Annotated in this window: 28 protein-coding genes and 1 tRNA gene; 10 read left to right on the forward strand and 19 right to left on the reverse strand. The window is 71.6% G+C overall.

The window, feature by feature from the left end; genetic code table 11:
* Positions 1-562: 562 nt before the first annotated feature.
* Entirely contained in the window at positions 563-1,249 is a 687-nt protein-coding gene (locus OG429_RS18175) for a DUF461 domain-containing protein (protein ID WP_328926369.1), read from the forward strand.
* A 103-nt stretch (positions 1,250-1,352) separates the two neighbouring features.
* Here OG429_RS18175 and OG429_RS18180 read toward each other — a convergent pair whose 3' ends face one another.
* Together OG429_RS18180 and OG429_RS18185 are read right to left on the reverse strand one after the other, a co-directional pair.
* The gene (locus tag OG429_RS18180) at positions 1,353-2,033 is read right to left on the reverse strand and encodes a response regulator transcription factor (protein WP_030387286.1); all 681 of its coding nucleotides are present in this window, start codon (positions 2,031-2,033) and stop codon (positions 1,353-1,355) included.
* Positions 2,030-3,268 carry a sensor histidine kinase gene (locus OG429_RS18185; RefSeq protein ID WP_328926370.1) on the reverse strand — a complete coding sequence of 413 codons (1,239 nt, stop codon included), beginning with the start codon at positions 3,266-3,268 and terminating at the stop codon, positions 2,030-2,032. Before OG429_RS18185 ends, OG429_RS18180 begins: the two co-directional genes overlap by 4 nt.
* Before the next feature lie 216 nt (positions 3,269-3,484).
* Here OG429_RS18185 and phoU point away from each other — a divergent pair, with 216 nt between their 5' ends.
* The 4 genes from phoU to OG429_RS18205 all read left to right on the forward strand — a co-directional run bounded on the left by phoU (position 3,485) and on the right by OG429_RS18205 (position 5,060).
* The gene (gene phoU / locus OG429_RS18190; protein WP_190187206.1) at positions 3,485-4,162 is read left to right on the forward strand and encodes a phosphate signaling complex protein PhoU; all 678 of its coding nucleotides are present in this window, start codon (positions 3,485-3,487) and stop codon (positions 4,160-4,162) included.
* A 144-nt stretch (positions 4,163-4,306) separates the two neighbouring features.
* Positions 4,307-4,456, forward strand: a complete 150-nt coding sequence (locus OG429_RS18195) for a hypothetical protein (protein ID WP_328926371.1) — start codon at positions 4,307-4,309, stop codon at positions 4,454-4,456.
* Positions 4,457-4,586: 130 nt separating this feature from the next.
* Positions 4,587-4,661 (forward strand) — tRNA-Trp (locus tag OG429_RS18200).
* A gap of 192 nt (positions 4,662-4,853) precedes the next feature.
* The gene (locus tag OG429_RS18205; RefSeq protein ID WP_328926372.1) at positions 4,854-5,060 is read left to right on the forward strand and encodes a hypothetical protein; all 207 of its coding nucleotides are present in this window, start codon (positions 4,854-4,856) and stop codon (positions 5,058-5,060) included.
* A 143-nt stretch (positions 5,061-5,203) separates the two neighbouring features.
* Here OG429_RS18205 and OG429_RS18210 read toward each other — a convergent pair whose 3' ends face one another.
* Positions 5,204-5,965 (reverse strand): phosphoglyceromutase, encoded by a 762-nt coding sequence (locus OG429_RS18210; RefSeq protein WP_328926373.1) that lies wholly within the window; start codon positions 5,963-5,965, stop codon positions 5,204-5,206.
* 153 nt (positions 5,966-6,118) lie between these two features.
* Between OG429_RS18210 and OG429_RS18215 the strand changes: the two genes are divergently transcribed.
* Positions 6,119-7,408 carry an MDR family MFS transporter gene (locus OG429_RS18215; RefSeq protein WP_328926374.1) on the forward strand — a complete coding sequence of 430 codons (1,290 nt, stop codon included), beginning with the start codon at positions 6,119-6,121 and terminating at the stop codon, positions 7,406-7,408.
* A gap of 46 nt (positions 7,409-7,454) precedes the next feature.
* Here the strand turns inward: OG429_RS18215 and OG429_RS18220 are convergent, their stop codons facing one another.
* Positions 7,455-7,949, reverse strand: a complete 495-nt coding sequence (locus OG429_RS18220) for a YbjN domain-containing protein (protein WP_328926375.1) — start codon at positions 7,947-7,949, stop codon at positions 7,455-7,457.
* Complete coding sequence (gene mshA, locus OG429_RS18225) at positions 7,942-9,312, reverse strand: D-inositol-3-phosphate glycosyltransferase (RefSeq protein WP_405679621.1); 1,371 nt, start codon at positions 9,310-9,312, stop codon at positions 7,942-7,944. The genes OG429_RS18220 and mshA overlap by 8 nt, the downstream gene beginning before the upstream one ends.
* A gap of 218 nt (positions 9,313-9,530) precedes the next feature.
* Here mshA and OG429_RS18230 point away from each other — a divergent pair, with 218 nt between their 5' ends.
* The 3 genes from OG429_RS18230 (at position 9,531) to OG429_RS18240 (ending at position 13,484) form a co-directional block, all read left to right on the forward strand.
* Positions 9,531-10,361, forward strand: coding sequence for a class I SAM-dependent methyltransferase (locus OG429_RS18230; RefSeq protein ID WP_328926376.1), 831 nt, complete (start codon positions 9,531-9,533; stop codon positions 10,359-10,361).
* A 211-nt stretch (positions 10,362-10,572) separates the two neighbouring features.
* Positions 10,573-11,664: a C40 family peptidase gene (locus tag OG429_RS18235; protein ID WP_328926377.1), complete on the forward strand. Its 1,092-nt coding sequence runs from the start codon at positions 10,573-10,575 to the stop codon at positions 11,662-11,664.
* Between the two features lie 473 nt (positions 11,665-12,137).
* Positions 12,138-13,484, forward strand: a complete 1,347-nt coding sequence (locus OG429_RS18240) for a PP2C family protein-serine/threonine phosphatase (RefSeq protein ID WP_328926378.1) — start codon at positions 12,138-12,140, stop codon at positions 13,482-13,484.
* Between the two features lie 48 nt (positions 13,485-13,532).
* Here the strand turns inward: OG429_RS18240 and OG429_RS18245 are convergent, their stop codons facing one another.
* From OG429_RS18245 to OG429_RS18270, 6 genes are all read right to left on the reverse strand, one after another.
* A complete protein-coding gene (locus tag OG429_RS18245; protein ID WP_328926379.1) occupies positions 13,533-13,874 on the reverse strand; it encodes a DUF2516 family protein in 342 nt (113 codons plus the stop codon).
* Between the two features lie 126 nt (positions 13,875-14,000).
* Positions 14,001-14,570, reverse strand: coding sequence for a hypothetical protein (locus OG429_RS18250; protein WP_328926380.1), 570 nt, complete (start codon positions 14,568-14,570; stop codon positions 14,001-14,003).
* Between the two features lie 23 nt (positions 14,571-14,593).
* The gene (locus OG429_RS18255) at positions 14,594-14,989 is read right to left on the reverse strand and encodes a helix-turn-helix domain-containing protein (protein WP_328926381.1); all 396 of its coding nucleotides are present in this window, start codon (positions 14,987-14,989) and stop codon (positions 14,594-14,596) included.
* Between the two features lie 71 nt (positions 14,990-15,060).
* Entirely contained in the window at positions 15,061-15,822 is a 762-nt protein-coding gene (locus OG429_RS18260) for a putative protein N(5)-glutamine methyltransferase (protein ID WP_443051268.1), read from the reverse strand.
* A 57-nt stretch (positions 15,823-15,879) separates the two neighbouring features.
* The gene (locus tag OG429_RS18265; protein WP_328926382.1) at positions 15,880-17,124 is read right to left on the reverse strand and encodes a GNAT family N-acetyltransferase; all 1,245 of its coding nucleotides are present in this window, start codon (positions 17,122-17,124) and stop codon (positions 15,880-15,882) included.
* Positions 17,125-17,223: 99 nt separating this feature from the next.
* Positions 17,224-17,811 carry an RsiG family protein gene (locus OG429_RS18270; protein ID WP_328926383.1) on the reverse strand — a complete coding sequence of 196 codons (588 nt, stop codon included), beginning with the start codon at positions 17,809-17,811 and terminating at the stop codon, positions 17,224-17,226.
* A 136-nt stretch (positions 17,812-17,947) separates the two neighbouring features.
* On the opposite strand from OG429_RS18270, the gene dtd reads away from it, so the two are divergent.
* On the forward strand, positions 17,948-18,373 hold the full coding sequence (gene dtd / locus OG429_RS18275) for a D-aminoacyl-tRNA deacylase (RefSeq protein ID WP_328926384.1): 426 nt from the start codon (positions 17,948-17,950) through the stop codon (positions 18,371-18,373).
* A gap of 10 nt (positions 18,374-18,383) precedes the next feature.
* On the opposite strand, the gene ygfZ is transcribed toward dtd, so the two are convergent.
* From ygfZ to OG429_RS18315, 8 genes are all read right to left on the reverse strand, one after another.
* Entirely contained in the window at positions 18,384-19,352 is a 969-nt protein-coding gene (ygfZ, locus tag OG429_RS18280; protein ID WP_328926385.1) for a CAF17-like 4Fe-4S cluster assembly/insertion protein YgfZ, read from the reverse strand.
* A 42-nt stretch (positions 19,353-19,394) separates the two neighbouring features.
* Positions 19,395-19,850 carry a Fur family transcriptional regulator gene (locus tag OG429_RS18285; RefSeq protein WP_328926386.1) on the reverse strand — a complete coding sequence of 152 codons (456 nt, stop codon included), beginning with the start codon at positions 19,848-19,850 and terminating at the stop codon, positions 19,395-19,397.
* Between the two features lie 103 nt (positions 19,851-19,953).
* Positions 19,954-20,526 carry an FABP family protein gene (locus OG429_RS18290; RefSeq protein ID WP_328926387.1) on the reverse strand — a complete coding sequence of 191 codons (573 nt, stop codon included), beginning with the start codon at positions 20,524-20,526 and terminating at the stop codon, positions 19,954-19,956.
* Positions 20,527-20,795: 269 nt separating this feature from the next.
* Positions 20,796-21,665 carry a hypothetical protein gene (locus tag OG429_RS18295; RefSeq protein WP_328926388.1) on the reverse strand — a complete coding sequence of 290 codons (870 nt, stop codon included), beginning with the start codon at positions 21,663-21,665 and terminating at the stop codon, positions 20,796-20,798.
* A complete protein-coding gene (locus OG429_RS18300) occupies positions 21,662-22,522 on the reverse strand; it encodes a hypothetical protein (RefSeq protein ID WP_328926389.1) in 861 nt (286 codons plus the stop codon). The genes OG429_RS18295 and OG429_RS18300 overlap by 4 nt, the downstream gene beginning before the upstream one ends.
* A complete protein-coding gene (locus tag OG429_RS18305; RefSeq protein ID WP_328926390.1) occupies positions 22,519-23,259 on the reverse strand; it encodes a hypothetical protein in 741 nt (246 codons plus the stop codon). The genes OG429_RS18300 and OG429_RS18305 overlap by 4 nt, the downstream gene beginning before the upstream one ends.
* Positions 23,260-23,500: 241 nt before the next feature.
* Positions 23,501-23,764, reverse strand: a complete 264-nt coding sequence (locus tag OG429_RS18310) for a DUF3099 domain-containing protein (protein WP_328926391.1) — start codon at positions 23,762-23,764, stop codon at positions 23,501-23,503.
* A 149-nt stretch (positions 23,765-23,913) separates the two neighbouring features.
* Entirely contained in the window at positions 23,914-24,204 is a 291-nt protein-coding gene (locus OG429_RS18315) for a DUF1416 domain-containing protein (protein ID WP_328926392.1), read from the reverse strand.
* Positions 24,205-24,213 lie beyond the last annotated feature (9 nt).

The following is a 24,213-nucleotide window of genomic DNA, read 5'->3' on the forward strand; positions in this document are numbered from 1 at the left end:
CAGCGACACGAACGTGCTGCGGAAGGCTTCCGGAGGGGGGTATTCGCAGGTCGGGGGTGCTGTGCGGACCAGGCGAAAGGGCCACGCTACACCCGCCCGGCACCCTGGCCACTGTGGCGTACGTCCCGTTTTGCCGGTTTCGGGGTCGGGAAACCGAACTACTCCGTTCGACTGGCGGGCGCCCGCACGCAGCGGGTTCCGGCCCAATCCTCAATTGATCACGAAGAGGCGTTCGGGCGAATCCGGGAATTGATCACGGGGTGCCCGTCGCACGATATGCGCGCGCCGCAAGATCGGCGCGGCGAAGAGCCCGGGGAACGGCACCGGGAACGGTACGAGGAACAGCACGGGTAACAGCACGGGTAACGGCACCGGAATGCAAGATCGCGGGGCGGGCGGGACACCCCGCCGGGAGCGGCCAGCGCACTGCGGAGGGTCGGGTGCGGGGGCGGGGCGGCGGCTCGGTAACCTAAGCGCGCTGACACACCCTTAGAGCGGCTTTACCTCGGCCGTTCCGAGAGCCCACCCGCCCCTTCCGTTCGTCCAAGGAGTTGCCGCCGCCGTGAGCCGCAGCCTTCGACGCGGCGCCCTCGCCGCCACTGCCGTCGTGTTCTCGATCGCCTCGCTGGCCGCATGCGGTGCGGGCAACGACGCGCAGACCCTCCAGATCAAGCCGGACAACGCCGCCGTCACCAAGGGCGAGATCAAGATCCAGAACGCGCTGGTCATCAGCCAGGGCGCGAAGGACAAGAAGGGCCCCTCTGCCGTCTCAGCGACGCTCTTCAACTCGGGCACCAAGGAGCAGACCCTCGACGGCATCACCCTCGCGGGTGGTAAGGGCAAGGTCGTGCTGAAGGCGGCCGAGGGCACCGGCAAGGTCACCGTGCCGGCCGGCGGCTCCGTGGTACTGGGCGGCAAGGGCAACGCCTCCGCCGTCATCGAGGGCGGCTCCGAGGCCGCCAAGGACGGCGACGTGCAGGGTGTCGTCTTCCAGCTGAGCAGCACCGGCGACGTCGCGCTGGAGGCCTTCGTGGTCCCGGCCACCGGCTACTACGCGCCCTACGGCCCCACCGCGGCCCCGGCCCCGGCCGCCGGCTCCACCCCGTCGGGCAGCCCCTCGGGCACCCCGTCCGGCAGCCCCTCGGGTGCCGCCACCGGTGCCGCCTCGGGCAGCCCGTCCGGATCGCCCTCGGGCAGCGCCGCCGGCACGACGCCGTCGGGCGCCGCCTCGCACAGCGCGGGCCACTGAGTCACGTAGCGGCGTACGCGTACGCACACGGGAAGGGCCCCGGTCGCATCGGCGACCGGGGCCCTTCCCGCATTTGCAGCGCGGTGCGGCCGGACGGCTCGGCCTACGGCTCGAACTTGTAGCCGAGGCCGCGCACCGTGACCAGGTAGCGCGGGGCGCCCGGGTCCGGCTCGATCTTCGCGCGCAGGCGCTTGACGTGGACGTCGAGGGTCTTGGTGTCACCGACGTAGTCGGCGCCCCAGACCCGGTCGATCAGCTGCATGCGGGTCAGCACGCGGCCCGCGTTGCGCAGCAGCATCTCCAGCAGGTCGAACTCCTTCAGCGGGAGGTCCACCTTCCCGCCGGCGACGGTGACCACGTGGCGGTCGACGTCCATGCGTACGGGGCCCGCCTCCAGGGCCGCCGGGGTGACCTCCTCCGGCTCGCCGCGGCGGCGCAGGACCGCGCGGATGCGGGCGACCAGCTCCCGCGAGGAGAAGGGCTTGGTGACGTAGTCGTCGGCTCCTATCTCCAGCCCGACGACCTTGTCGATCTCGCTGTCCTTGGCGGTCACCATGATCACGGGGACGTTGGAGCGGCCGCGCAGCTGCCGGCACACCTCCGTGCCGGGCAGCCCGGGGAGCATCAGGTCGAGGAGGACGAGGTCGGCGCCGTTGCGCTCGAACTCGTCGAGCCCGTCGGGCCCGGTCGCGGCGATCGCGACCTCGAAGCCCTCCTTGCGGAGCATGTAGGACAGGGCGTCGCTGAAGGATTCCTCATCCTCGACGACGAGCACTCGGGTCACGGAAGGACCTCCGGGGCAGGGATGGCTGTTGCTGATTCAGGCAGGGGCGGTGCGGAGGCGGAGGCCGTCGCCGAGGCCGACGCGGCCGCTTCGGGGAGTCGCAGCGTGAACGTGGAGCCCTGGCCCTCCGAGCTCCACACCGACACCTCCCCGCCGTGCGAGGCAGCCACGTGCTTCACGATCGCAAGGCCGAGGCCCGTTCCTCCCGTAGCACGGGAGCGGGCCGGGTCCACGCGGTAGAAGCGCTCGAAGATGCGCTCGCGGTCCTTTTCCGGGATGCCGATGCCCTGGTCGGTCACGGCGATCTCGATCAAGTCTCCTCCAGGTGCCGCCACCCTGCGTCCGGCTATGCCGACGCGGGTGCGGGCGGGGCTGTAGTTGACGGCGTTCTCGACCAGATTTCCGAGGGCGGCGGCGAGCTGTCCGCGGTTGCCCCAGACGCGCAGGTCGGCGGTGCCGCCCGCGGCCATCGTGATCTGCTTGGAGGACGCCGTGTGGCGGCACCGGTCTATGGCCTCGGCCACCAGCGTGTCCACGCGGACGGGCTCGGCGTCCTCCAGCGGGTCGTCGTTCTGTACCCGGGAGAGGTCGATGAGCTCCTGCACGAGGTTGATCAGACGGGTGGCCTCGATTTGCATGCGGCCCGCGAAACGGCTGACCGCTTCGGGGTCGTCCGAAGCGTCCATGACGGCCTCGGACAGCAGGGAGATCGCGCCGACCGGCGTTTTCAGCTCGTGCGACACATTGGCGACGAAGTCGCGGCGTACGGCCTCGATGCGGCGGGCCTCGGTGAGGTCCTCGACCAGGAGGAGCACCAGGCGGGAGCCGAGCGGGGCGACGCGCGCCGAGACGGCGAGGGCCTCGCCGCGGCCGGTACCGCGCCGGGGGAGGTCCAGCTCGACCTGGCGTATCTCCCCGTCGCGGCGGGTGTCACGGGCCATGTGGAGCATGGGTTCCACGGCGAGTTTCCCGCCGCGCACCAGCCCGAGGGCGTACGCCGCCGAGCTGGCCTTGACCACCGCGTCGCCCTCGTCCAGTACGACGGCGGAGGAGCGGAGCACGGAGAGGACGGTGTCCACGCCGGGCGGGAGCACCGCGTTGATGTCGGGGCGCATGGAGCTCCGGGTGGGGCGGGCCTGGTCGCGCTCGCTCCAGCGGAACGCCAGCATCGCGATCACACCGGTGCAAAGACCGGCGATCGCTGCAGCTGCGGCGACCGCCGCGTTCACGTCCATGGATCCAGGTTAAGCAGGCGCGACGACACTTCCACAGCCGTTCGGGTGGCGCCTCGAACAGTCGTCGCCCAGAGTTCACCGTGGCGACGGGGTTGATTCACTTGTGGTGCCGAAGTCGGACGCGTTCGCGGCTCACCGTGTCAACGTGGGGCAGAAGGCCGCCCCGGCCCGCCCCGGGCAGTACCGCAGTAACAGGTCGAGAGAGGGACACGAGACATGCGCGACGCGTACCACGAGGAACTGGACTCGATCGGAGAAAGCCTGGTCGAGATGGCCCGGCTCGTCGGTTCCGCGATCGGGCGGGCCACGACGTCCATGCTCGACGCCGACCTGAAGCTCGCCGAGAGCGTCATCGCCGCCGACCAGAAGGTCGACGACCTCCAGCACGACCTGGAGGCCCGCGCCATCGCGCTGCTGGCCCGGCAGCAGCCGGTCGCCACCGACCTGCGCATCGTCGTGACCTCGCTGCGGATGAGCGCCGACCTGGAGCGCAGCGGCGACCTGGCCCAGCACGTGGCGAAGCTCGCCCGGCTGCGCTTCCCGGACACCGCCGTGCCGCGGGACCTGCACGCCACCATCCTGGAGATGGGACAGCTGGCGCAGCGGCTGATGGCGAAGGCCGCCGAGGTGATCATCACCAAGGACGTCGACCTCGCCCTCCAGCTGGAACAGGACGACGACGAGATGGACCAGCTGCACCGCACGCTGTTCCAGCACCTGATGGACGACCGCTGGAAGCACGGCATCGAGACGGCGGTGGACGTGACGCTGCTGGGCCGCTACTACGAGCGCTTCGCCGACCACGCGGTGTCGGTGGCCAAGCGCGTGGTCTATCTGGTCACGGGCGAGCACGCGGACGAGCTGCAGCCGCCGACCCAGGTCGAGGGCGTCTGACCGTACGGGGCACGGGCCGGGGCCGGCCGGCACCGTCGGGCCGGTGAGCCCCAATGCGCCGTTGACGCGCCGGTGTGGCTGGGCATGAATGAGGCGAGGCGGTCCATCGTGCGAAGTCCCGTACGCCGCCCACGAGGAGGAACCATGCCCGATTCCCCCGTACCCATCACCCCGGAGCAGGAGCAGCCGACGAGGCCGGACCCACTGCGCCTCCCGCTGCTCGCAGCCTGTGGCTGCGGCTCGGGCTGCGGCTGCGGCTGCCAGTCCGGCGCCCCCTGCCAGTGCGGCGGCTGACCCACCGGCCTGCCCGCCCGGCGCAGCGCACACCAGGGGCCCCGTCCGATCCGCTCGGACGGGGCCCTTCGCCACGCCCGGGTCCGGCGCGGCCCGGACGGCACGCCGCGCCTACGATGCCCGCGGGGGCGGATCCGTAGCGCAGAGGTCGTCGCGCGCGGTCTCCAAAACCGCGAGGACGCCGGTTCGATTCCGGCCGGGTCCGCCCTTCCGCCCCCGCAGACAGCGAAAAGCCGGGGTGGTCTCTTCGTCCTAGGGCCTGTCCGAGGGGTCGCGTCACCGACCCCGCACCCGACAGCACCGTCACCCGAATGGCCCAACGTGACGTGCCACCCACATGGGTGAAGATCAAGCTGGCTAGTGACCCAACCGCGGCAATCCGTGAAAGGGGAAACACATGCGAATTCGACGAATCCTCGCCGCCGTCATCGCCACGGCAGCCCTCGCCGGACTCGGCCTCACAGGCGTCGCCACCGCCGCCGCCACCGCACAGGGTGCCCCATCCACCGTCACCCCATCTGAGTGCAAGCAGGGCGGCGGAACGCCCGATCTGACGGACAACATCTGCAAGGGCGGTACCCACAACGGGGAGTCGGTCGACTGAACCCCACAAGGCGCCCCGCAGCCACGCGCCGCGGGGCGCTTCCGCGCGAGCGTGGCCGGGAGAGTCGCAGGGACTGTGGCCCGGGGCATGAGAATGCCTCCCACCGGCGCCGTATGCGCAGGCGGGAGGCATGATCACAAAACCTACTTCTTCTTGCCCTGGTTCTTGACGGCCTCGATGGCGGCCGCGGCCGCGGCGGGGTCGAGGTAGGTGCCGCCCGGGTTGAGGGGCTTGAAGTCGGCGTCCAGCTCGTAGGAGAGCGGGATGCCGGTCGGGATGTTCAGACCCGCGATGTCGGCGTCTGAGACGCCGTCCAGGTGCTTGACCAGCGCGCGCAGGGAGTTGCCGTGCGCGGCGACCAGCACCGTGTGGCCGTCCAGCAGGTCCGGGACGATCGAGTCGTACCAGTACGGGAGCATGCGGACGACGACGTCCTTGAGGCACTCGGTGCGCGGGCGCAGCTCCGGCGGGATCGAGGCGTAGCGCGGGTCCTCGGACTGCGAGAACTCCGTACCGTCCTCGAGGGCCGGCGGCGGGGTGTCGTACGAGCGGCGCCACAGCATGAACTGCTCCTCGCCGAACTCGGCGAGGGTCTGGGCCTTGTCCTTGCCCTGGAGGGCGCCGTAGTGGCGCTCGTTCAGGCGCCAGGAGCGGTGGACCGGGATCCAGTGACGGTCGGCGGCCTCGAGCGCCAGCTGCGCGGTGCGGATCGCGCGCTTCTGGAGCGAGGTGTGCACGACGTCGGGGAGCAGACCGGCGTCCTTGAGCAGCTCACCGCCACGGACCGCCTCCTTCTCGCCCTTCTCGTTGAGATTGACGTCCACCCAGCCGGTGAACAAGTTCTTCGCGTTCCACTCGCTCTCGCCGTGACGGAGGAGGATCAGCTTGTACGGTGCGTCGGCCATGCGTACGAGCCTAATGGACGTGCCGGGCCGCTCGCGCGCGGTGTCCACGCCCGCCCGATTGACGGCGGGCGTCAATCCAGTGGCGCCGCGGGACACGTCACTCGTAATGTGCCTGGAGCCGAAGAGACGCTTACATCACCGGGGGGATTCCTTATGTCCGCTGCCAGTTTGAGACAGGCCGCCCGGGAGAGCGTGTCGGGTCTGCCGCGTGCGTTCTGGTGGCTGTGGGTGAGCACCCTGGTGAACCGGCTCGGCGCCTTCGTCGCCACGTTCATGACCTTGTACCTGACGCTGGACCGGGGCTACTCGGCCTCCTTCGCGGGACTCGTGGTCGCCCTCCACGGGCTCGGCGGTGTGATCTCCTCGCTCGTCGCGGGAGTGATGACCGACCGGCTCGGCCGGCGGCCCACCCTGATGGCCGCGCAGGCCTCGACCGCCTTCTCCGTCGCACTGCTGGGCTTCATGGAGCACCCGGCGTCGATCGCGGCCGTCGCGCTGCTGGTCGGCATGACCTCCAACGCGTCCCGCCCGGCCGTGCAGGCGATGATGGCCGACATCGTCCGCCCCGAGGACCGGGTGCGGGCCTTCGCGCTCAACTACTGGGCGATCAACCTGGGCTTCGCCGTCTCCGCGACCGTCGCCGGCTTCGTGGCCGAGTACAGCTACCTGGCCGGGTTCCTGGGCGAGGCGGCACTGACGCTGCTCTGCGCGGTCCTCGTGTACGTGAAGCTGCCCGAGTCGCGGCCGGAGAAGGGCGACGCGGCCACGGAGGCGGCCGAGGCGGAGATCGGGCTCGGGACGGTGCTGCGCGACGGGCGCTACATGGGCGTGGTCGGGCTGTCGTTCCTGATCTCGCTGATCTTCATGCAGGGGTCGTTCGGGCTGCCGCTGGCGATGGGGGCGGCGGGCTTCAGCACGGGCGACTACGGCATGGCCGTCGCCGTGAACGGCGTACTGATCGTGCTGCTGCAGATCCCGGTCACGCGGTTCATCGAGCACCGCGACCCGCAGAAGCTGCTGGTGATCTCGGCGCTGCTGGCGGGGTACGGCTTCGGACTCACGGCCTTCGGCGGCTCGATCGGGGTGATCGCGCTGACCGTCTGCGTGTGGACGCTGGCCGAGATCATCAACTCGCCGACCCAGATGGGCCTGGTCGCGCGGCTCTCCCCGCTGCACGGGCGCGGCCGCTACCAGGGGATGTACACGCTGTCCTGGGCGGTTGCCTCGCTGATCGCGCCGCTGCTGGCGGGCTTCGTGATCGACCGGTTCGGGGCGGGCTGGCTGTGGGGGACGACCGCGGTCCTGGGGACGGTCGCCGGGCTCGGGTACTGGCTGCTGATGCGGGGCCTCCCCGAAGGGGACGCGGGTACGGGCACCGGAGCCGAGGGCGGGGTCGCGACCGCCGCCGCGGGCGCGCCGCTCCCGGCCACCGCCGAGGCGTAGGGCCCCGGCGGCGGCCGGGAGCACCGGCCGGGTCAGGACGGCTGCGTCAGGACGGCTGCGTCAGGTGCTTGAACGCGTCGAGGTTGTACGTCGGTTCGCCACGGGACACGCGCCACTCGTACTCCCGGCGGATCGCGCTCGCGAAGCCGAGTTCCAGCAGGGTGTTGAAGGCGCCGTCCGCAGCCTCCAGGACCGTGCCGAGCAGGCGGTCGAGGTCGTCCGGGGTGACCACGGACAGCGGGAGCCTGGCCGTCAGGTAGACGTCACCGAGGCGGTCGACCGCGTAGCCCATCCCGTACAGCTTGAGGTTGCGCTCCAGCAGCCAGCGGTGGACACCCGCCTCGTTCTCGTCCGGGTGGCGGATCACGAAGGCGTTGACCGACAGAGAGTGCCGGCCGACCCGGAGCGAGCAGGTGGTGCTCAGCTTGCGGGTGCCGGGGAGCTGGACCACGTACGAGCCCGGCTCGGGGCTCTCCCAGCTCAGCTCCGCACCGGTCAGGGCGGTCTCGATGGTCGCGGCGATATCGGCGGTGTCAGCCATGGTGGGAGCGTACGCGACGGCGGTGATCATGCATGGCCGCGGTGTACACGTCGGCCGTGCCGCTCGCGGCGGTGTCCCAGCCGAAGAACTGCGCGTGCCGCGCGGCCGCGGCGCCCATCCGGTCGGCGAGCCCCGGCTCGTCGACGAAGCGGCGCAGCTCCCGCGCGTAGTCGACGGGGTCGTGGCCCGGTACGAGGATGCCGGTGACCCCGTCGTCGACGGCGACGGGCAGTCCGCCGACCTCGGCGGCGAGCACCGGCGTGCCGCTGGCCTGCGCCTCTATGGCGACGAGCCCGAAGGACTCGCTGTACGAGGGCATGACCAGCACGGACGCCGCGCGGAACCAGTCGGCGAGCCCGTCCTGCGCGACCGGCGGGTGGAAGTGCACGAGGTCGGCGATGCCCAGCTTCGCGGCGAGCTTCTGCAGGCCCTCCGGCTTGGCGAGGCCGCTGCCGCTGGGGCCGCCGACGACGGGGACGAACAGACGGCTGCGCATCGCGGGGTCACGGTCGACCAGCTCGGCGACCGCGCGCAGCAGGATGTCGGGGGCCTTGAGGGGCTGGATCCGGCCGGCGAACAGCGGGATGACGGCGTCCTGCGGCAGGCCCAGGCGGGCGCGGGCGGCGGCCCGGCCGTCCCCGGCGGTGAAGCGGTCGAGGTTCACGCCGGGGTGGACGACGGCGACCTTGCCGGAGTCGGCCTCGTAGTAGCGGACGAGTTCGTCGGCTTCCTCGGCGGTGTTGGCGATGAGCCGGTCCGCGGCGGCCACGATCTGGGTCTCGCCGATGACGCGGGCGGCGGGCTCGGGCGTGTCGCCCTCGGCCAGCGCGGCGTTCTTGACCTTGGCCATGGTGTGCATGGCGTGCACGAGCGGTACGCCCCAGCGCTCGGCGGCGAGCCAGCCGACATGGCCGGAAAGCCAGTAGTGGGAGTGGACGAGGTCGTAGTAACCGGGGCGGTGACCGGCCCAGGCCTGCATGACGCCGTGGGTGAAGGCGCACAGCTGGGCCGGGAGCTCCTCCTTGGCGAGGCCTTCGTACGGGCCCGCGTCCACGTGCCGTACCAGGACCCCGGGGGCCAGCTCGACCACCGGCGCCAGGCCGCCCTCGGTGGCCCGGGTGAAGATCTCGACCTCGATGTTGATCGCGGCGAGGCGCTTGGCCAGCTCCACGATGTACACGTTCATCCCGCCCGCGTCGCCGGTGCCGGGCTGGTGCAGCGGCGAGGTGTGCACGCTGAGCATGGCCACCCGGCGGGGCTTGCGGTGGTGGCCCACGGCCGGCAGGCGCAGCCGCGGCGGTTCGTGGCGGGTCGCGCGGGCGGCGGCGAGACGGCCGCTGATGCGGGACACGTACTGGCTCAAGGGAGCAGTTCCTCTCGCTCGGACGGCCACTCGGACGGACGGACCGGCCACACGGACGGCATGACTGCAAGGGCACGCTCGGCACCCTGCAAGCAGTGCAACCCGGACGGCCGCCCCGCGCATTCCGGGGTCCGGCGGTTTTCCTCGATGTTTCTTGATCGGCCAGGGGAAGAGGCCGGGTTTTCATCCGGCGAGGGCGCTCCGCTTAGGCTCGGCTCATGGCCTCCCGCACCACCCCGACCCCGAGCCGCGTCCCCGGCCGCCCTGTGGGCTCGGTGACGCGCGGGACGACGAACCCGAACCGGTTGCGCCGGATGGACCGCTGGATCGCCGCCACGCACGGGGCGGCGCTGCGCCGCGCGCAGGCGCCGGTCGCGGTGGACCTCGGCTACGGGGCCGCGCCCTGGACGGCGGTCGAGCTGCTGGCGCGGCTGCGCGAGGCGGCGCCGCGGGTAAGGGTGGTCGGCATCGAGATCGAGCCCGCGCGGGTCGCGGCGGCGAAGCCGTACGAGTGTGAGGGGCTGAGTTTCCGCCACGGCGGCTTCGAGGTGCCGCTGGACGGGCCGGGCGGCGGGGAGCGGCCGGCGCTGATCCGCGCGGCGAACGTCCTGCGCCAGTACGACGAGGAACAGGTCGCTGCGGTGTGGGAGCGGCTGTGCGCGCGGCTGGCCCCGGACGGGCTGCTGGTGGAGGGGACCTGCGACGAGATCGGGCGGCGGCACGTGTGGGTCGCGCTCGGGCCGGAGGGGGCGCGCACGGTGACCTTCGCGACCCGGCTGGGTTCGCTGGAGCGCCCTTCGGACCTGGCGGAGCGGCTGCCGAAGGCGCTGATCCACCGCAATGTGCCGGGCGAACCGGTGCACGCGTTCCTGCGCGACTTCGACCGGGCGTGGGCGGCGGCCGCTCCGTACGCGTCGCACGGGGCCCGGCAGCGCTGGATCCGGACGGCGCGGGCCCTGTCGGGGGATTGGCCGCTGGCGGACGGGCCGGGGCGGTGGCGGCAGGGGGAACTGACGGTGCGCTGGGAGGCGTTGCGCCCGACGGGGTGAAAGCGGCGCCGTGGGGAACCGGTGATACGGATCGCCCGTTGAGCCGTCAGGGATGGGGTCCGTTGGGGCGGACAAGATCGGAAGGACGCCCGCGAGGGTGTTGCAATTCATCGACTCGTGGCACCATCCCGAAGGCGGCGATAAGTTACTGACGAATAGTCAGATTTCCTGCACAGTGATGCGGGGTCTGACTCGGGTGCCTGGGGGGACCATGGGGGCCGAAAGGCGACAGCGAGGCGCAAGCGCTCTCGTGCTGCTGTGCGCGATGGCGGTACTGACGGCGCCGGGCCTGGCGACGGGCACGGCGTATGCGGCACCGGCACCGGCGGTACCCGCCACGCCGGCCGCGCCCGCGCCGGAGCCGGGAGCCAAGTCCCTGGAGCAGGTCCGCAAGGAGATAGAGGACCTCTATCACCAGGCGGGCGCCGCCACGGACGCCTACAACCTCGCCGAGGCCGAGGCCAAGGCCCAGTCCGACAAGATCGTCGAGATCGCCAACCTGATCGTCGCCGGCCAGGAGCGGATCACCACCCTGAAGAGCCGTGCGGGTGCGGCCGCGCGCGCCCAGTACCGCTCGGGCGGACTGCCGGCGGGCGCGAAGCTGGCGCTGAGCGACGACCCGGGCAAGTTCCTCGACGGGGCGGGCCGGCTGAAGCAGGGCGAGAAGGCCGCGTCGGACATGCTGGCCGAACTGGACCGGACGCAGAACGACTTGAAGCAGTACGCGCAGGAGGCGAGCGCGCACTGGGCCACGCTGGAGGCCAATCGGCTGAAGCAGGAGGCCTCGAAGAAGGCGATCGAGGAGAAGATCAAGGCGGCGGAGGAGCTGGAGAACAAGCTCGAAGCCGAGGAGAAGGCCCGGCTGATCCAGCTGGAGCAGGAAGCGCAGTACAAGGCGCAGACGGCGTGGCTGTCGACGGGTGCGATGAAGGACGTCAACGGCGCGGCGAGCGAGGCCGGGAAGCGGGCGGTGCAGTTCGCGACGACCCAGATCGGCAAGCCGTACAAGTGGGGAGCCGTGGGTCCGGATTCGTTCGACTGCTCCGGCCTGACCTCCCAGGCCTGGCTGGCGGCGGGCAGGGGGATCCCGCGCACCTCGCAGGAGCAGCTGCGGCTGCTGCCGAAGGTCGCGGTCAAGGACATGCGCCCGGGCGACCTGATCATCTACTTCGACGACGCGAGCCACGTCGCGATGTATATCGGCGACGGCGCGATGGTCCACGCCCCGCGCCCCGGCCGGAACGTGACGATCGCGGGCGCGGGCTCCATGCCGATCAAGGCGGTCGTCCGCCCGGACGCGTAGCCCTCGCCTGGCCGGCACACGGGTTCGGGTCCGCGGGCACTCCCCCGCTGCTCGACACGCCCCCGGCCCGACACGGCCCTGCCCGGCCCTTCCCCGGCCCGGACCTGCCCCCGGCAGGGCCGCACGAAGCCCTGGCCAGGCCTGCCCAGGCCCGGCGCCGGATACCGAACCCTGACGGAAGCCGCACGGACCCCTCGCGGGCAGCCCCGCAGCGCCGGGCTGCGGGAACTCCCCCGCGCTCCGGCGCGGCCCGGCGGGCGGCGGAGGCAACCGATCAGGCGGCCGATACGTCTCGTTGGACGGGACGAACGCGGCCCCCGCGTGACCTTTGTCATCCAGTGAGGCCGATTTTCCCCCGCGATAACGGCATATGACCGTGGCCTTGGCCCAGAACGGCATTCCGCTCACCGGTCCTGGAGGCTAGGGTCTGCCGGACGAGCGCACCCTCGGGGGGAGGGAAGGAACCGGAGACGATGCCCGTACCCGTACCGCGGCAGAGGGAAATCCCGGCCACGGAGAGCGGTCAGGCCGTTCTGCACACCGCCGCACCGCCCCTCACGGAGGCGCCTGCGGAGGCGACCGCGCAGCCGACCCCGCACACGACCTCGCTGACCCTCCTGGTCATCGCGGACGATCCGACGGGCGACCTCACGGTCCCCGAGATCCTCGACGCCGACGGCCACCGCATCCGGCTCCGCACCGCCCGCAACCTCACCGAGGCCGCGCGGCTGCTCACGCCCGACGTCCACTGCATCCTGCTCGACCTGTCCCTCCCGGACACGGGCCCCCGTACGACGTCACCGTCGCCGTCCACATCGGCCGCCGCCACGGCCACCGCCACCGTGGACCGGCTGGCGGCCCTCCGCCAGGTGCTCCGGATCGCACCGCGCCACGCCGTCCTCGTCCTGACCGCCGAGGACGACGCCGAGCGTGCCGCCGAGGCCGTCAGCGCCGGCGCCCAGGACTTCCTCTTCCGGGACGAGCTGGACGGCAGGCTGCTGAGCCGCGCCATCCGCTACGCGGTGGAGAGAAAACGGGCGGACATCGCCCAGTACAAGCTTGCAGAATCGAAACTGCGCGCCCAGGAGAACGCCCGCCTGGAACGCGGGCTGCTTCCCAACCCCCTCCTGGAGGGCTCCGACCTCCGCTTCGCCGCCCGCTACCGCCCCGGCCGCAGCCGGGCCCTCCTGGGCGGCGACTTCTACGACACCGTCCGCACCCCCGACGGCACCGTCCACGCCATGATCGGCGACGTCTGCGGCCACGGCCCCGACGAGGCCGCCCTCGGCGTCGAGCTCCGCATCGCCTGGCGCGCCCTGACCCTGGCCGGCCTGTGCGGCGACGACCTGCTGGCCACGCTCCAGGAGGTCCTGGAGGTGGAGCGCCCCTGCGAGGAGATCTTCGCGACGCTGTGCACCGTGGACATCTCGCCCGACGGCCGTCGTGCGGGCCTGTGCCTGGCCGGGCACCCGGCGCCGCTGATATCCAGGCCGGGCCGCCCCGCGCGGCTCCTGCCGTACGAGAACAGCGGCCCGGCACTGGGACTCCTGCCCAAGGCCCGCTGGCCCCGGCGCCAGGTCGAGCTCGGCGGCACCTGGAGCCTCATGCTCTACACCGACGGGCTGATCGAGGGCCGGATCGGCGAGGGCAAGGAGCGCCTCGGGCAGGACGGCATGGTCGAGATGATCAACCGCCACCTGGACCGCGGGCTGAGCGGCGAGGGGCTGCTGGAAGCCGCCGTCACCGAGGCGCGCCGCCTCAACGGGGGCGAGCTCACCGACGACGTGGCCGTGGTCCTGCTCTCCCGCGCCGAGTCCTGACGGCAGGCGTGCCGTCGGGCGCGACGGCGGGCGCGACGGCGGGCGCGGCTACCGCCCGCCGTTGTACGGCCCGTACGGCCCGTCGCTGCTGCTGCCGCCGCTGCGCCGCCCGCCGCCCGAGACCTGCTTGAGCGCGGGGCGTACGTCGACGAGGAACACGATGGTCGCGACCAGGCCGGCGATCGTCAGGAACAGCATCCCGGGCAGGAAGAAGTCCACGACCACGGTGATGCCCAGAATGACCAGCCAGAAGGTCTTGGTCTGCTTGCCGGCCGCCCGGTACGCGTCCTCGCGGGCCACCAGCGCGAAGCCGAAGGCCACCACGGCGAGCACCAGCATGGCGAGCCCGAGCAGCGGGATCACGCCTCGATCGAACCCGTCCATCAACATCGCTTCGACCGCCTTCTCATGCTCGTTCTCCGCACGCCTGATTCCACGCTACCGTCACAAACGCCCTCATGAACCACAACGGGCCGGACACCCTCAAGGTGCCCGGCCCGCCGTCGGTCATGCGGTTCAGCTCTCGTCGCCCGCCGTGACGGTGGCCTTCTTGGCCGTGGCCTTGCGCGCGGCGGTCCGCTTCGCGGCGGGCTTCTCCTCGCCGGTGGACGCCTCGGCGGCGGCCGGCTCGGCCTCGGGCGCGGGCTCGACGGCCACGGCGATCTCGACGATCTCGTCGGAGACCTCGCCCCGCCAGGCGCGGACGGCCTGCTCGCCGTGCTCGGCGACCTTGTCGTAGGTCTCCTTGGCGCGGACCGCGTACTCGGCGGCGACGCCGACGCCGCGCAGCGCCAGGTCCTGCGCGGTCTCCCCGAGCTTCTTCGGGTCGATCGCGCCGAACACCTCGGCGACCTTGGCGGTGACCGCCTCCTGCGCTTCCTTGGCGGCCTCCTTGGCCTTCTCCTGCACGACCTTCGGGTCGGTGTTCTTCACGGCCTCGATGCGCGCGGGGGCCTCGGCGCGCAGCTGCTCAATGAGCCCCGGCACCTTCTTGGCCTGCTGCACGGCGAGGTCGGCCGTGCCGGCCGCGAAGTAGAGCGGGGTGGGGTCGGTGAGGGTCTTCTTCAGGTCATCGGCGATGGCCATGTGCTGGTCCTCCCGGATCAAGTTCAGTCCGTCGTCTTCGACGGGGTCTCTTCGTCGGCGTCATCAGGCGTGTCGAGCGCGTTCTCCTTGCGGAACGACTCGTAGATCTGGAGCAGCACCTGCTTCTGCCGCTCGTTGATGGACGGGTCGGCGAGGATGACGGCCCGCGTCTCCACCTCGTCCCGGTCCCGCTCATCGAGGATCCCGGCCTGCACGTACAGCGTCTCCGCGGAGATCCGCAGCGCCTTGGCCAGCTGCTGGAGGATGTCCGCGCTCGGCTTGCGCAGCCCGCGCTCGATCTGGCTCAGGTACGGATTCGACACCCCCGCGGCGTCGGCCAGCTGCCGCAGCGAGAGCTGGGCCTGCCGACGCTGCTCACGGAGGTACTCGCCGAGGTTTCCGACGTTGAGCGTTGCCATGTAGGGAATCCTGCCCGATTCTGCTAACTATTGCAAGCAGACGCTTGCAACATCTCCCACCCGTACAGCGGTCAGACCGCGGCGACGACCACCGTCGCGTACAGCTCCTCCGAGGTCGCCACGCGGGTCGCGAGGCCCGCCGAGGACAGGGCCGCGGCCGTCGACGGGCACTGGCGGGCGCTCGTCTCGATCAGCAGGTGGCCGCCCGGGGCCAGCCAGGGCAGGGCGCCCGCCGCCACCCGGCGGTGGACGTCCAGGCCGTCCGCGCCGCCGTCCAGGGAGACCAGGGGCTCGTGGTCCCGGGCCTCCGACGGCATGAAACCGATCTCCTCCGTCGGCACGTACGGGGCGTTGACCACCAGCACGTCCACCCGCCCGCGCAGCGACGCCGGGAGCGGGGCGTACAGGTCGCCCTCCCACACGCTGCCGCCGTACGGGGCCACGTTGCGCCGCGCGTACGCCAGCGCCGCCGCGTCGATGTCCGCCACGTGCAGCTCCACACTGCCCGCCGCCCGCGCCGCCACCGCCGCGCCCAAGGCGCCGACCCCGCAGCACAGGTCCAGCACGACGGCACCGGGCCGGGCCAGCGCCACCGCCTGCGTCACCAGGAACTCGGTGCGCCTGCGCGGTACGAAGGCCCCCGCGCCCACCTCCATCCGCAGCCCGCAGAACTCGGCCCAGCCCACCACGTGTTCCAGCGGTTCGCCGCCGACCCGGCGGCCCAGCAGCTCCGCCAGGTGGCCGTCGTCCCGGGCGGCCGCGACCAGCAGGTCCGCCTCCTCCTCCGCGAAGACACAGCCCGCCGCACGCAGTTGTTCCACGACAGTCGTCAAATACCTCAGTCCTCGGTGCTCACTGTCCGGTCATCTCGAACGATCAAACGATAGGGATCAGAAGACGTCCGGGCACCACGGCCGGCGCGCCGTGCGGAACACCGCGTCGGCCAGCGCCAGCGCCCCCGGCCGCTCCTCGGCCACCCGGCCGAGCGCGCCCAGCCGCACCGCGGACTCGTCGCCCAGGTACAGGCATCCCAGCGCGGACACGTCCAGCCGCAGGTCCGCGGCCTCCTCGGTCCGCTCGCACGTCCCCGCGCCCGCGTCCAGCCGGTAGCGGCCGCCCGCCGGGCCCGCCGCGTCCGTCACGTCGAGCACGAGCACCCCGCCCACCGCGTACGTCCGCGCGCTCAGCGCCCGTACGACGTCGAGCAGCCGCACCCACAGGAAGTCCGAACAGGTCAGGGACCGGGCGGAGCGCGGGTCGGGCAGCAGGTGCGTGACCAGGTCGTCGGGGGCCCGGTAGCCGGTGCGGACCTTGAGCACCCAGTCGATGGAGCACAGGAAGTGCCACAGCGCCCGCTGCGCCTCGGGGGTGACCGCCAGCAGGTCCCGGACCTGCACGGTGTTCTGCGGGACCTTCGCGTCCGTCCAGTTGTCGTCGGCCTGGTAGGTGACCAGGCCCGCCACCTCGCCGGCCGCCGTGCGGTACACGGCGTGGAACTTGTCCTTGTACGGGCGGTGCGACATCTCCTCCAGGCCGGTCACCAGGCTCCACCAGCGCTCGTCCCGGTCCACCGCGCCGTGCGTGACCGAGCGCAGCCGCTCGTGCAGCTCCGGGCCCACGCGCCGGACCTCGGCGGCGTCCGCGAAGTCGATCCGGCCGCCGTCCAAATCGGGGGGCAGGTGCCGGTCCAGTCCGGTCCGCGGTACGTCGATCTCCCATTCCGAGACCGAGGTGCCCGCCCCGTAGCCGTACCGCCCGTAGATCGGGTACTCGGCGGCGATCAGCGTCGACAGCACGTCCCCGCGGGCGTGGGCGGCGGCGAGCTCCGCGGCCATCATCCGGGTCAGGATGCCCTGGCGGCGGTGCGTGGCCAGCACCGCCACGTTCGAGACGGCGCTGGCGGGAACGGCCGCCCCACCGGGCACGGTCAGCTCCTGCGCGAAGGAGCGGAAGGCCGCCACGCAGCGGCCGGTGCCGGTGTCGAACGCACCCTGGATACGGGTGAGGTCGCTGTACTTGGCCCGCTGGGCGACATCGGACTCCGTCACCCGGGCCGTGCTCAGGAACCCTGTGTTCAGGGTGTTCAGCCACTCGTGGAGTTCGGATTCGGCGATCGGCCGGACGTCAGTACTCATAGCGATCCACGCTAATCGCCGGTCCTGCCCAAGTCGCCCGGTTTTCCCGCGCCGTTCGAGCCCTGCGCGCCCTGCGGGCCCTGCGTGACCTCCCGCGCCTCAGACCAGCAGGTCGTCCACCTGCGCCTCGCCCTCCCGGTACCGCCGGGTGATCTCCGCGCTGCACTCGTCCACCGTGCGCTGGAGCTGCTGGCGGCGCCGCGAGACCTGCTGCTCGTAGCGGATCAGCTTGCCCATCCCGTCATAGAGCTCGCCGTCCGTGCGCGCGCCGAGGTCCGAGAGTTCCACGTCGGCCAGCATCTCGGCCGCCAGCAGCCGGTACTCCTCGCTGTGCGGGGTACCGAGCGTGACGTGCCGGGCCGAGGCACTGCGGCTGGAGGGCGCGTCGGCGAGGATCTCGGAGAGCCGGTCCACCACCGGCGTCTCGGGGTCGGTACGCCGCGCCAGCTCGGCCCGCAGGATGTCGATGCGGCCTTGGAGCAATCTGCGTACGTAGCTCAGGTCGGCCTCGTCGCGCTGCGCGTCGCGGCGCAGCGCGCGCAGTTCCGGCAGCCCGAGCGCGCTGGTCGACGCGATCGCCACCGTGGTCGTTCCCAGTGCGTCGGAGGTGCGCTGCGCGGGTGGTCTTACCGCGGCAGCGGACATGGACGCGGGCGATGCAGGTACGGAGGTACCAGAAGTATTCATACGAACGAGCCCGTCCCCTCGACCGGTGCGGCGCACCCGCACCGCCTGCGTGCATCGTGCCACTCTCCGTGGTGCCGGTGCAGTCCCACGCCACCCGATCGGCCCCTGATGGGTGCACGCCTGGTACACAGGTGGTATGCGAGCTGTGGTGCAGAGGGTGGACGGCGCGAGCGTCGTCGTGGCCGGCGAGACGGTGGGCGAGATCGTCGGCGAAGGGCTGTGCGTGCTGGTGGGGGTGACCCACGACGACACCCCGGAGAAGGCGGCGGTGCTGGCGCGCAAGCTGTGGTCCGTGCGGATCCTGGAGGCGGAGAAGTCCTGCAGTGACGTGGACGCACCGCTTCTGGTGATCTCTCAGTTCACGCTGTACGGAGACGCCCGCAAGGGCCGTCGCCCCACGTGGAACGCGGCCGCTCCGGGACCGGTGGCCGAGCCGCTGGTGGACGAGGTCGTGGCGCAGCTGCGGGCGCTGGGCGCGACGGTGGAAACGGGCCGGTTCGGCGCGGACATGCGGGTCTCGCTCACCAACCACGGCCCGTTCACCATCGTCATCGACGTCTGAGCCGCGGCGGCTACGGCGCTACGACGACCTCCTGCGCGGCGGCCGTCTTGCCGGCCAGCAGCGGCGCGTCCACCGGCACGTTCCGCTTGACCAGCGCGAGCGCGATCGGGCCCAGCTCGTGGTGGCGGACGGCGGTGGTCACGAAGCCCAGCTGCCGGCCCTCCTCCCCGTCGGCGGCGAGCCGGACGGGCGCGCCGTGCGCCGGGAGGAGCACCTCGGAGCCGTCCAGGTGCAGGAAGACCAGGCGGCGCGGGGGCTTGCCCAGGTTGTGGACGCGGGCCACCGTCTCCTGGCCGCGGTAGCAGCCCTTCTGCAGGTGCACGGCGGTACCGATCCAGCCCAGCTCGTGCGGGATGGTGCGGTGGTCGGTCTCCAGGCCGAGGCGCGGCCGGTGCGCCTCGACGCGCAGCGCCTCGTAGGCGAGGAGACCCGCGGCCGGGCCGTGCGAGGCGGCGAAGGCCTCCAGTTCGGCGCGGGGCAGGAAGACGTCGCGGCCGTGCGCGGTCTCCCGTACGACGAGCTTCTCGTCGACCTCGGCGATGGAGCCGGCCGGCAGGTGCACGACCGCGAACTCCTCGGTGCGGTCGGCGACTTCGACGCGGTAGAAGAACTTCATGGACTCCAGGTAGGCGATCAGCTCGCCCTGGGTGCCCGGCTCCACGTGGGCCCACGTGGTCTCGCCGTCGTCGACGAGGTAGAGCGCGTGCTCGATGTGGCCGTGGGCGGAGAGGATCAGCGCCTCGGTGGCCTGCCCGGCCGGCAGTTCGGTGAGGTGCTGCGTCAGCAGCAGGTGCAGCCAGCTCAGCCGCTCCGGTCCGGTGACGGTGACGACTCCGCGGTGCGAGAGGTCGACGAAACCGCGGCCGTCCGCGAGGGCGCGCTGTTCGCCGTACAGCTCTCCGTAGTGGGCGGCGACGTCCTCGTCACGGCCTTCGGCCGCTACGGCGCCGGGGAGATGGAGCAAAGGGCTGCTGGTCATGGGACCAAGCGTACGACCCGGCCGGGACGGGGCCCGCGCTGCCTATGCGTGGCCGTCGCGGTGCTTGGCGGCGCACTTCTTGCACAGACCGAAGATCGCGAAGTGCTTCATGTCGGTCTCGAACCCGAAGGTGTCGCGGAGCTTGGCGGTGAACTCGGCGGCGATGTCCACATCGGCCTCGATGACGTCGCCGCAGTCGCGGCAGACCAGGTGGATGTGGTGGTGCCGGTCGGCGAGGTGGTACGTGGGCGCGCCGTGGCCGAGGTGGGCGTGCGAGACGAGCTTCAGCTCCTCCAGCAGCTCCAGCGTGCGGTAGACCGTGGAGATGTTGACGCCGGAGGCGGTCTTGCGCACCTCGGCGAGGATCTCGTCCGGGCTGGCGTGCTCCAGGGCGTCGACCGCTTCCAGGACAAGCTGGCGCTGCGGGGTCAGGCGGTATCCGCGCTGCCGCAGGTCGGTCTTCCAGTCGGTACCTTCGGTGCCTTCGCTGCTCACCACCCGGCCAGTGTAAGCGCGCGAAGGGGACCGCGGGCTTCGCCCGCGGTCCCCTTCCTGCACAGCCTGTGGATATGTCCGACCGGTCCGATCCGGTCCGATCCGGTCAGCGGAAGAAGGCGATGCCGTCGTCCGGCATGTCCGGGAGGTTGCGCGCCATCTCGGCGACCTCCTCGGGCGTGACGACCTTCTTCAGCTGGGCCGACATGTACGGGCGCAGCTCGACGTCCGGGGTGGCCTTCTCACCGACCCACATGAGGTCGCTCTTCACGTAGCCGTAGAGCCGCTTGCCGCCGCTGTGCGGGCGGGAGGCGGCGGTGCGGGCGACCGCGTCGGTGACCAGGTCGATCTGGGGCTTCTGGTCGGCGAGGTCTCCGTACCAGATCTCGACGACGCCCTGGTCGCGGACCATGACGATCTCGACCCTGCGCTGCGTGTCGATGCGCCAGTAGCCCGACTCGGACTCCAGCGGACGCACCTTGTTGCCCTCGGCGTCGAGCACCCAGGTGTGGGAGTGGTACTCCAGGAAGTCCCGGCCGTCGTGGCTGAAGACGACCTCCTGGCCGAAGTTGCACTTCTCCTCGCCCGGGAAGTCGAAGACTCCCGCACCCTCCCAGTTACCGAGGAGGAAGGCGAGGGGGACGAGTCCCGGATTCAGGTCGGACGGGATCTGGATCATGATTGGCTGCTCAGGCGATCTGTGGGAGGGGTTCCGGCGCGGTCAGCTGGGCGGATGCTCAGCGCTGACCCTGGTACAGCTTCTTGACGGCCAGGCCGGTGAAGGCGAGGACGCCGACGCAGACCAGGACCAGCAGGGAGGTGAAGACTGCCTCAAGCACGGGGTGCTCCTCGGAGGATTCGTTCGGGGGAGGTACGGCCGGTCCCCAAGCCTACTGGCCCGGGGACCGGCGCACTGTGTGAGGTGGGCCGAACCGCTCGTCGCGGGGATCAGCCCAGCAGCTGGTGCTGCAGGATCACCGTCTGGTGGAACGGGACGGTGGCCACCTCGCCCTTGCGGGTCTGGAGGATCACTGCCTGGATGTCACCGGACTGGATGCACGCGGCCTTGACCTGCTCGTCGCCGAACGGGGCGGACTCCTTGCGGACCGAGATCCCGCGCAGGTTCGGCTGGGGCTGGGCGTTCTTGGCCTTGGCCCAGTCGCCGTCGGCCTCGATCCGCTTGACGCCGTTCAGCCTCAGGTCGGCGTCGCAGCCCTTCCACGCGTCCGTGAACCCGGACGCGTGGAAGCGCAGCAGGTAGATCCGGGTGCGGGTGCCGTCCGGGGTGGTCCAGCCGCGCGCCACGATCTGGCGCAGGCCGTTGTCCGTGAAGTCCCGCTTCATCCCCTCGCGCGCGCTGGACTCGTATTCGTCCAGGAAGGTGTCCGAGGACACCACCGAGTCCTTCTCCAGCTTCAGCGCGGCGTCCGGGGCGGACCCCTTCGGCGCCGGCAGGAGCAGCTCCGTCAGACCGGCGTAGTGGATGCCGTCCGGGTTGTCCTTGGCGAAGGGCAGGGCGGCGCCGGGGGGCAGGGTGGGCTTGGCCAGTGCCGGGTACACCCAGCGGCCGTCGTCCTGGGTGGACAGGCCGGGGATGTCGGTGCGCTCGGGCTGGGCGATCCCGTACGCGACCCCCGTGCCGGCGGCGGCGAAGACGACGACGGCGGCGGTCCACCGCAGGAAGGCGAACAGCCTGCGGCGGTCCTTGGGCGCCGGGGCCTCGGCAGCGGCAGCGGCCTCAGCCGCGGCCTGCGGCGCTGCGAGGGATTCCGCGGGGGCGGCGGCGGCCGGGGCCTCGGTGGTGTTCTGCTCGGTCACACGGACTCCCCGGGGGACTTCAGGTGGCTCAGCTGGTTCTTGAAGAAGCCGACGGCATCGGAGGTCTGGAAGGGCGTGCGCCCGTACGCGCGGAAGTTGACCAGCACGTCCCCCTGGACCGCCACGCAGTAGAGGGAGTCGACCTTCTCCTTCTTCTCGTTGTCCTTCTCGTCCTCACCGACGGCCAGCAGGGAGCACTTGGCGTCGGGGAAGCCGTCCACCTTCGGCGCCTCGCGGCCGTCGCCGGCGAATTCGAGGAGCTTCTTGGTGATCTCGGAGAACGTCCCCAGGGCCTGCGGATCGGCCTGCATGATGCTGACCTCCACGACCAGGTCGCCGTGGCGCCCGGTGTAGCCGCGCCCCGCCAGGCCCTTCAGCTTCAGGCCGGCCAGCATGTCGTCGCGCTTCTTGCGCTCCGAGCTGGACAGTCCTTCCCGTGCTTCCTTGAGGGTCTCGACGGCCTTCTCGCCGGAGACGAAGAAGTTGTTGCCGTCGCCGTCGAGGTCGGGGCCCGGCGTGAAGCCGCCCGGAACCGGGAGCAGCTTGCCCGTGAGGGCGTTCGGGGGTACCTCCGCGGCCTCCTCGGCCGTCGGGACCCGCTCACCCGCGGCCACCCAGTAGGCGGTGGGCGCGGTCCTGTCGGCGCCCGCGATCGCGGAGAAGCCCCAGACGCCACCGCCCACGAGGACGGCGGCGGCCACGCCCGCGGCGATGAGGGCGAGCTTCTTACGGCCCACCGTGCGCGCGGGCTTCGCGGGCTCGGGAGCCGCGGCCGGGGCGGCGGCCGGGGCGACGGCCTCTGCCGGCGCCTGAGCGGGGGCCTGAGCCGGGGTCATGTCGTTCTGCGGCTCGGTCACAGTCGCTCCAGCTGTCGCTTGGCCAGGTCGATGACATCGCTCTGGGAGATGTTCCTGCCGCGCTTGTCGTTGTAGAAGACCTCCACGACGATGTCGCCGCGCCGGACGATGGCCCGGGACTGGCGCAGCGGGTAATAGCCCGGCTTCTCGCGGAGTTCCGAGAAGACCCAGACGTGCCCGAGGTCCGCGGGGACGCCCGGGATGGCCGCACCGCCGTTGCCCGCGAACTTCTTCTCGGACATGTAGCCCGACTGGTCCCGCTGGAACTCGTTGGCCCCGGCGAAGTCGTTGAACTGCACCAGCCGGACCTCCGTGACCCGGTCGTCCTCTTCCCACATCTCGGTGGCGACCCGCCGGAAGCTGTCGCTCGCCAAGTCGCTGAGGGCCGGGCCCGGCCGTTCGAAGTGGGTCGCGAAGGAGTCGAGGGTGTCGTAGCCGGGTTCCTCGATGATCTTCGCCCCGCCCGGTGCCTCGATCAGCAGCTTGCTGATGTCGTCGTCGGTCTTGTGCCAGCGGTTGGCGTTGATCGTCTTGTTCGTGGTGGCGTCGTCCGGCACGAGCGCCTTCGGCGTCACCAGCTTCTGCTGGGCCAGCGGCGGCAGCGGGGTGGGGTCGCGGTGGTACTGGACCGCGTAACCGGTGACGGCGCCGGCGAGGACGCCGAGTGCGGCCGCGCCCGCGATCAGGAGGGTCGTACGGCCGGGGCGGCGGCGCGGGGCGGGCGCGGCGGCGGTCATGTCCGCCGTGTCCGGTGTTTCCCGTGTTTCCGGCGTGTCCGGCGTGACCGGCGTGTGCGATTCCGGGCCGGTCTCCCCCTCTTTCCGCTGCTCAGGGAAGGTCTGCTCGTGTTCCAAAGGTTCCCCCACAGGACATGCGACGCGGGTTCGATTACCCGCGCGTACCCATGACCCGATCTTGGGGGGAGCAGTTGTATGAATGCTTATTACATTCTTATCTCGCTGGGTTCGCGCCGCGCTGTCAGTCCTCGTGACGGCGCTTTCCGTCCAGTTCGTCCCACCACTCGTCGGACTTGGGATCGCCCGAGGGGTCGTCCCACCAGCGGTCGTCCGGGCCGCGCCGGTTGGCGATCATCGCGGCGACCGGCGGGATGACCATGGCGACGACGCACATGGCCACCGCGGCCTCGACCGAGAGCAGGCGCACGAAGGCCCAGGCGGAGACGAAGAGGAACAGGCATCCGCCCATGAGCAGGAAGTAGACGCGCCGGCGCCGGGCGTACATGCCTCCAGCGTAGGGCCGGGCCCCGCGAAGGCAAGGCCGCGCGGACGGCACGAAGGGCCGCACCCCGGTCCAGTGGCGTCCAACCCCCTGGGGACCCCCCGGACGGAGTCTGGGGGAGGGTGCGGCCCTTCGGCCGGTTCAGCTGTCGATCAGACCGCGATCGCCACGTCCGTCACGCCGCCGGCCTCGGCGACGACGACCCTGTGGTCCGCCGTGGCACCCGGGACGAGCGCACGCAGCGTCCAGGAGCCGGTGGCCGCGTAGAAACGGAACTGGCCGGTCGCCGAGGTCGGGACCTCCGCGGTGAACTCGCCGGTCGAGTCCAGCAGGCGGACGTAGCCGGACACCGGCTCGCCCTCCTTGGTGATCTGACCCTGGATCGCGGTCTCACCGGGCTTGAGCGTCGCGAGGTCGGGCCCGCCGATGGGTGCTCCACACATGTTCTCTGT

Origin of the sequence: Streptomyces sp. NBC_00190, assembly GCF_036203305.1 — a bacterium.
Taxonomy (GTDB): Bacteria; Actinomycetota; Actinomycetes; order Streptomycetales; family Streptomycetaceae; genus Streptomyces.

Coding starts and splice junctions, on each gene's coding strand:
- dtd (WP_328926384.1), top strand. CDS start 17,948: ATGCGAGCTGTGGTGCAGAGGGTGGACGGCGCGAGCGTCGTCGTGGCC.
- OG429_RS18255 (WP_328926381.1), bottom strand. CDS start 14,989: ATGGCAACGCTCAACGTCGGAAACCTCGGCGAGTACCTCCGTGAGCAG.
- OG429_RS18235 (WP_328926377.1), top strand. CDS start 10,573: ATGGGGGCCGAAAGGCGACAGCGAGGCGCAAGCGCTCTCGTGCTGCTG.
- ygfZ (WP_328926385.1), bottom strand. CDS start 19,352: ATGACCAGCAGCCCTTTGCTCCATCTCCCCGGCGCCGTAGCGGCCGAA.
- OG429_RS18265 (WP_328926382.1), bottom strand. CDS start 17,124: ATGAGTACTGACGTCCGGCCGATCGCCGAATCCGAACTCCACGAGTGG.
- OG429_RS18240 (WP_328926378.1), top strand. CDS start 12,138: ATGCCCGTACCCGTACCGCGGCAGAGGGAAATCCCGGCCACGGAGAGC.
- OG429_RS18305 (WP_328926390.1), bottom strand. CDS start 23,259: ATGACCGCCGCCGCGCCCGCCCCGCGCCGCCGCCCCGGCCGTACGACC.
- phoU (WP_190187206.1), top strand. CDS start 3,485: ATGCGCGACGCGTACCACGAGGAACTGGACTCGATCGGAGAAAGCCTG.
- OG429_RS18185 (WP_328926370.1), bottom strand. CDS start 3,268: ATGGACGTGAACGCGGCGGTCGCCGCAGCTGCAGCGATCGCCGGTCTT.
- OG429_RS18245 (WP_328926379.1), bottom strand. CDS start 13,874: ATGTTGATGGACGGGTTCGATCGAGGCGTGATCCCGCTGCTCGGGCTC.
- OG429_RS18310 (WP_328926391.1), bottom strand. CDS start 23,764: ATGTACGCCCGGCGCCGGCGCGTCTACTTCCTGCTCATGGGCGGATGC.
- OG429_RS18250 (WP_328926380.1), bottom strand. CDS start 14,570: ATGGCCATCGCCGATGACCTGAAGAAGACCCTCACCGACCCCACCCCG.
- OG429_RS18220 (WP_328926375.1), bottom strand. CDS start 7,949: ATGGCTGACACCGCCGATATCGCCGCGACCATCGAGACCGCCCTGACC.
- OG429_RS18205 (WP_328926372.1), top strand. CDS start 4,854: ATGCGAATTCGACGAATCCTCGCCGCCGTCATCGCCACGGCAGCCCTC.
- OG429_RS18195 (WP_328926371.1), top strand. CDS start 4,307: ATGCCCGATTCCCCCGTACCCATCACCCCGGAGCAGGAGCAGCCGACG.
- OG429_RS18315 (WP_328926392.1), bottom strand. CDS start 24,204: ATGTGTGGAGCACCCATCGGCGGGCCCGACCTCGCGACGCTCAAGCCC.
- OG429_RS18210 (WP_328926373.1), bottom strand. CDS start 5,965: ATGGCCGACGCACCGTACAAGCTGATCCTCCTCCGTCACGGCGAGAGC.
- OG429_RS18290 (WP_328926387.1), bottom strand. CDS start 20,526: ATGATCCAGATCCCGTCCGACCTGAATCCGGGACTCGTCCCCCTCGCC.
- OG429_RS18270 (WP_328926383.1), bottom strand. CDS start 17,811: ATGAATACTTCTGGTACCTCCGTACCTGCATCGCCCGCGTCCATGTCC.
- OG429_RS18215 (WP_328926374.1), top strand. CDS start 6,119: ATGTCCGCTGCCAGTTTGAGACAGGCCGCCCGGGAGAGCGTGTCGGGT.
- OG429_RS18230 (WP_328926376.1), top strand. CDS start 9,531: ATGGCCTCCCGCACCACCCCGACCCCGAGCCGCGTCCCCGGCCGCCCT.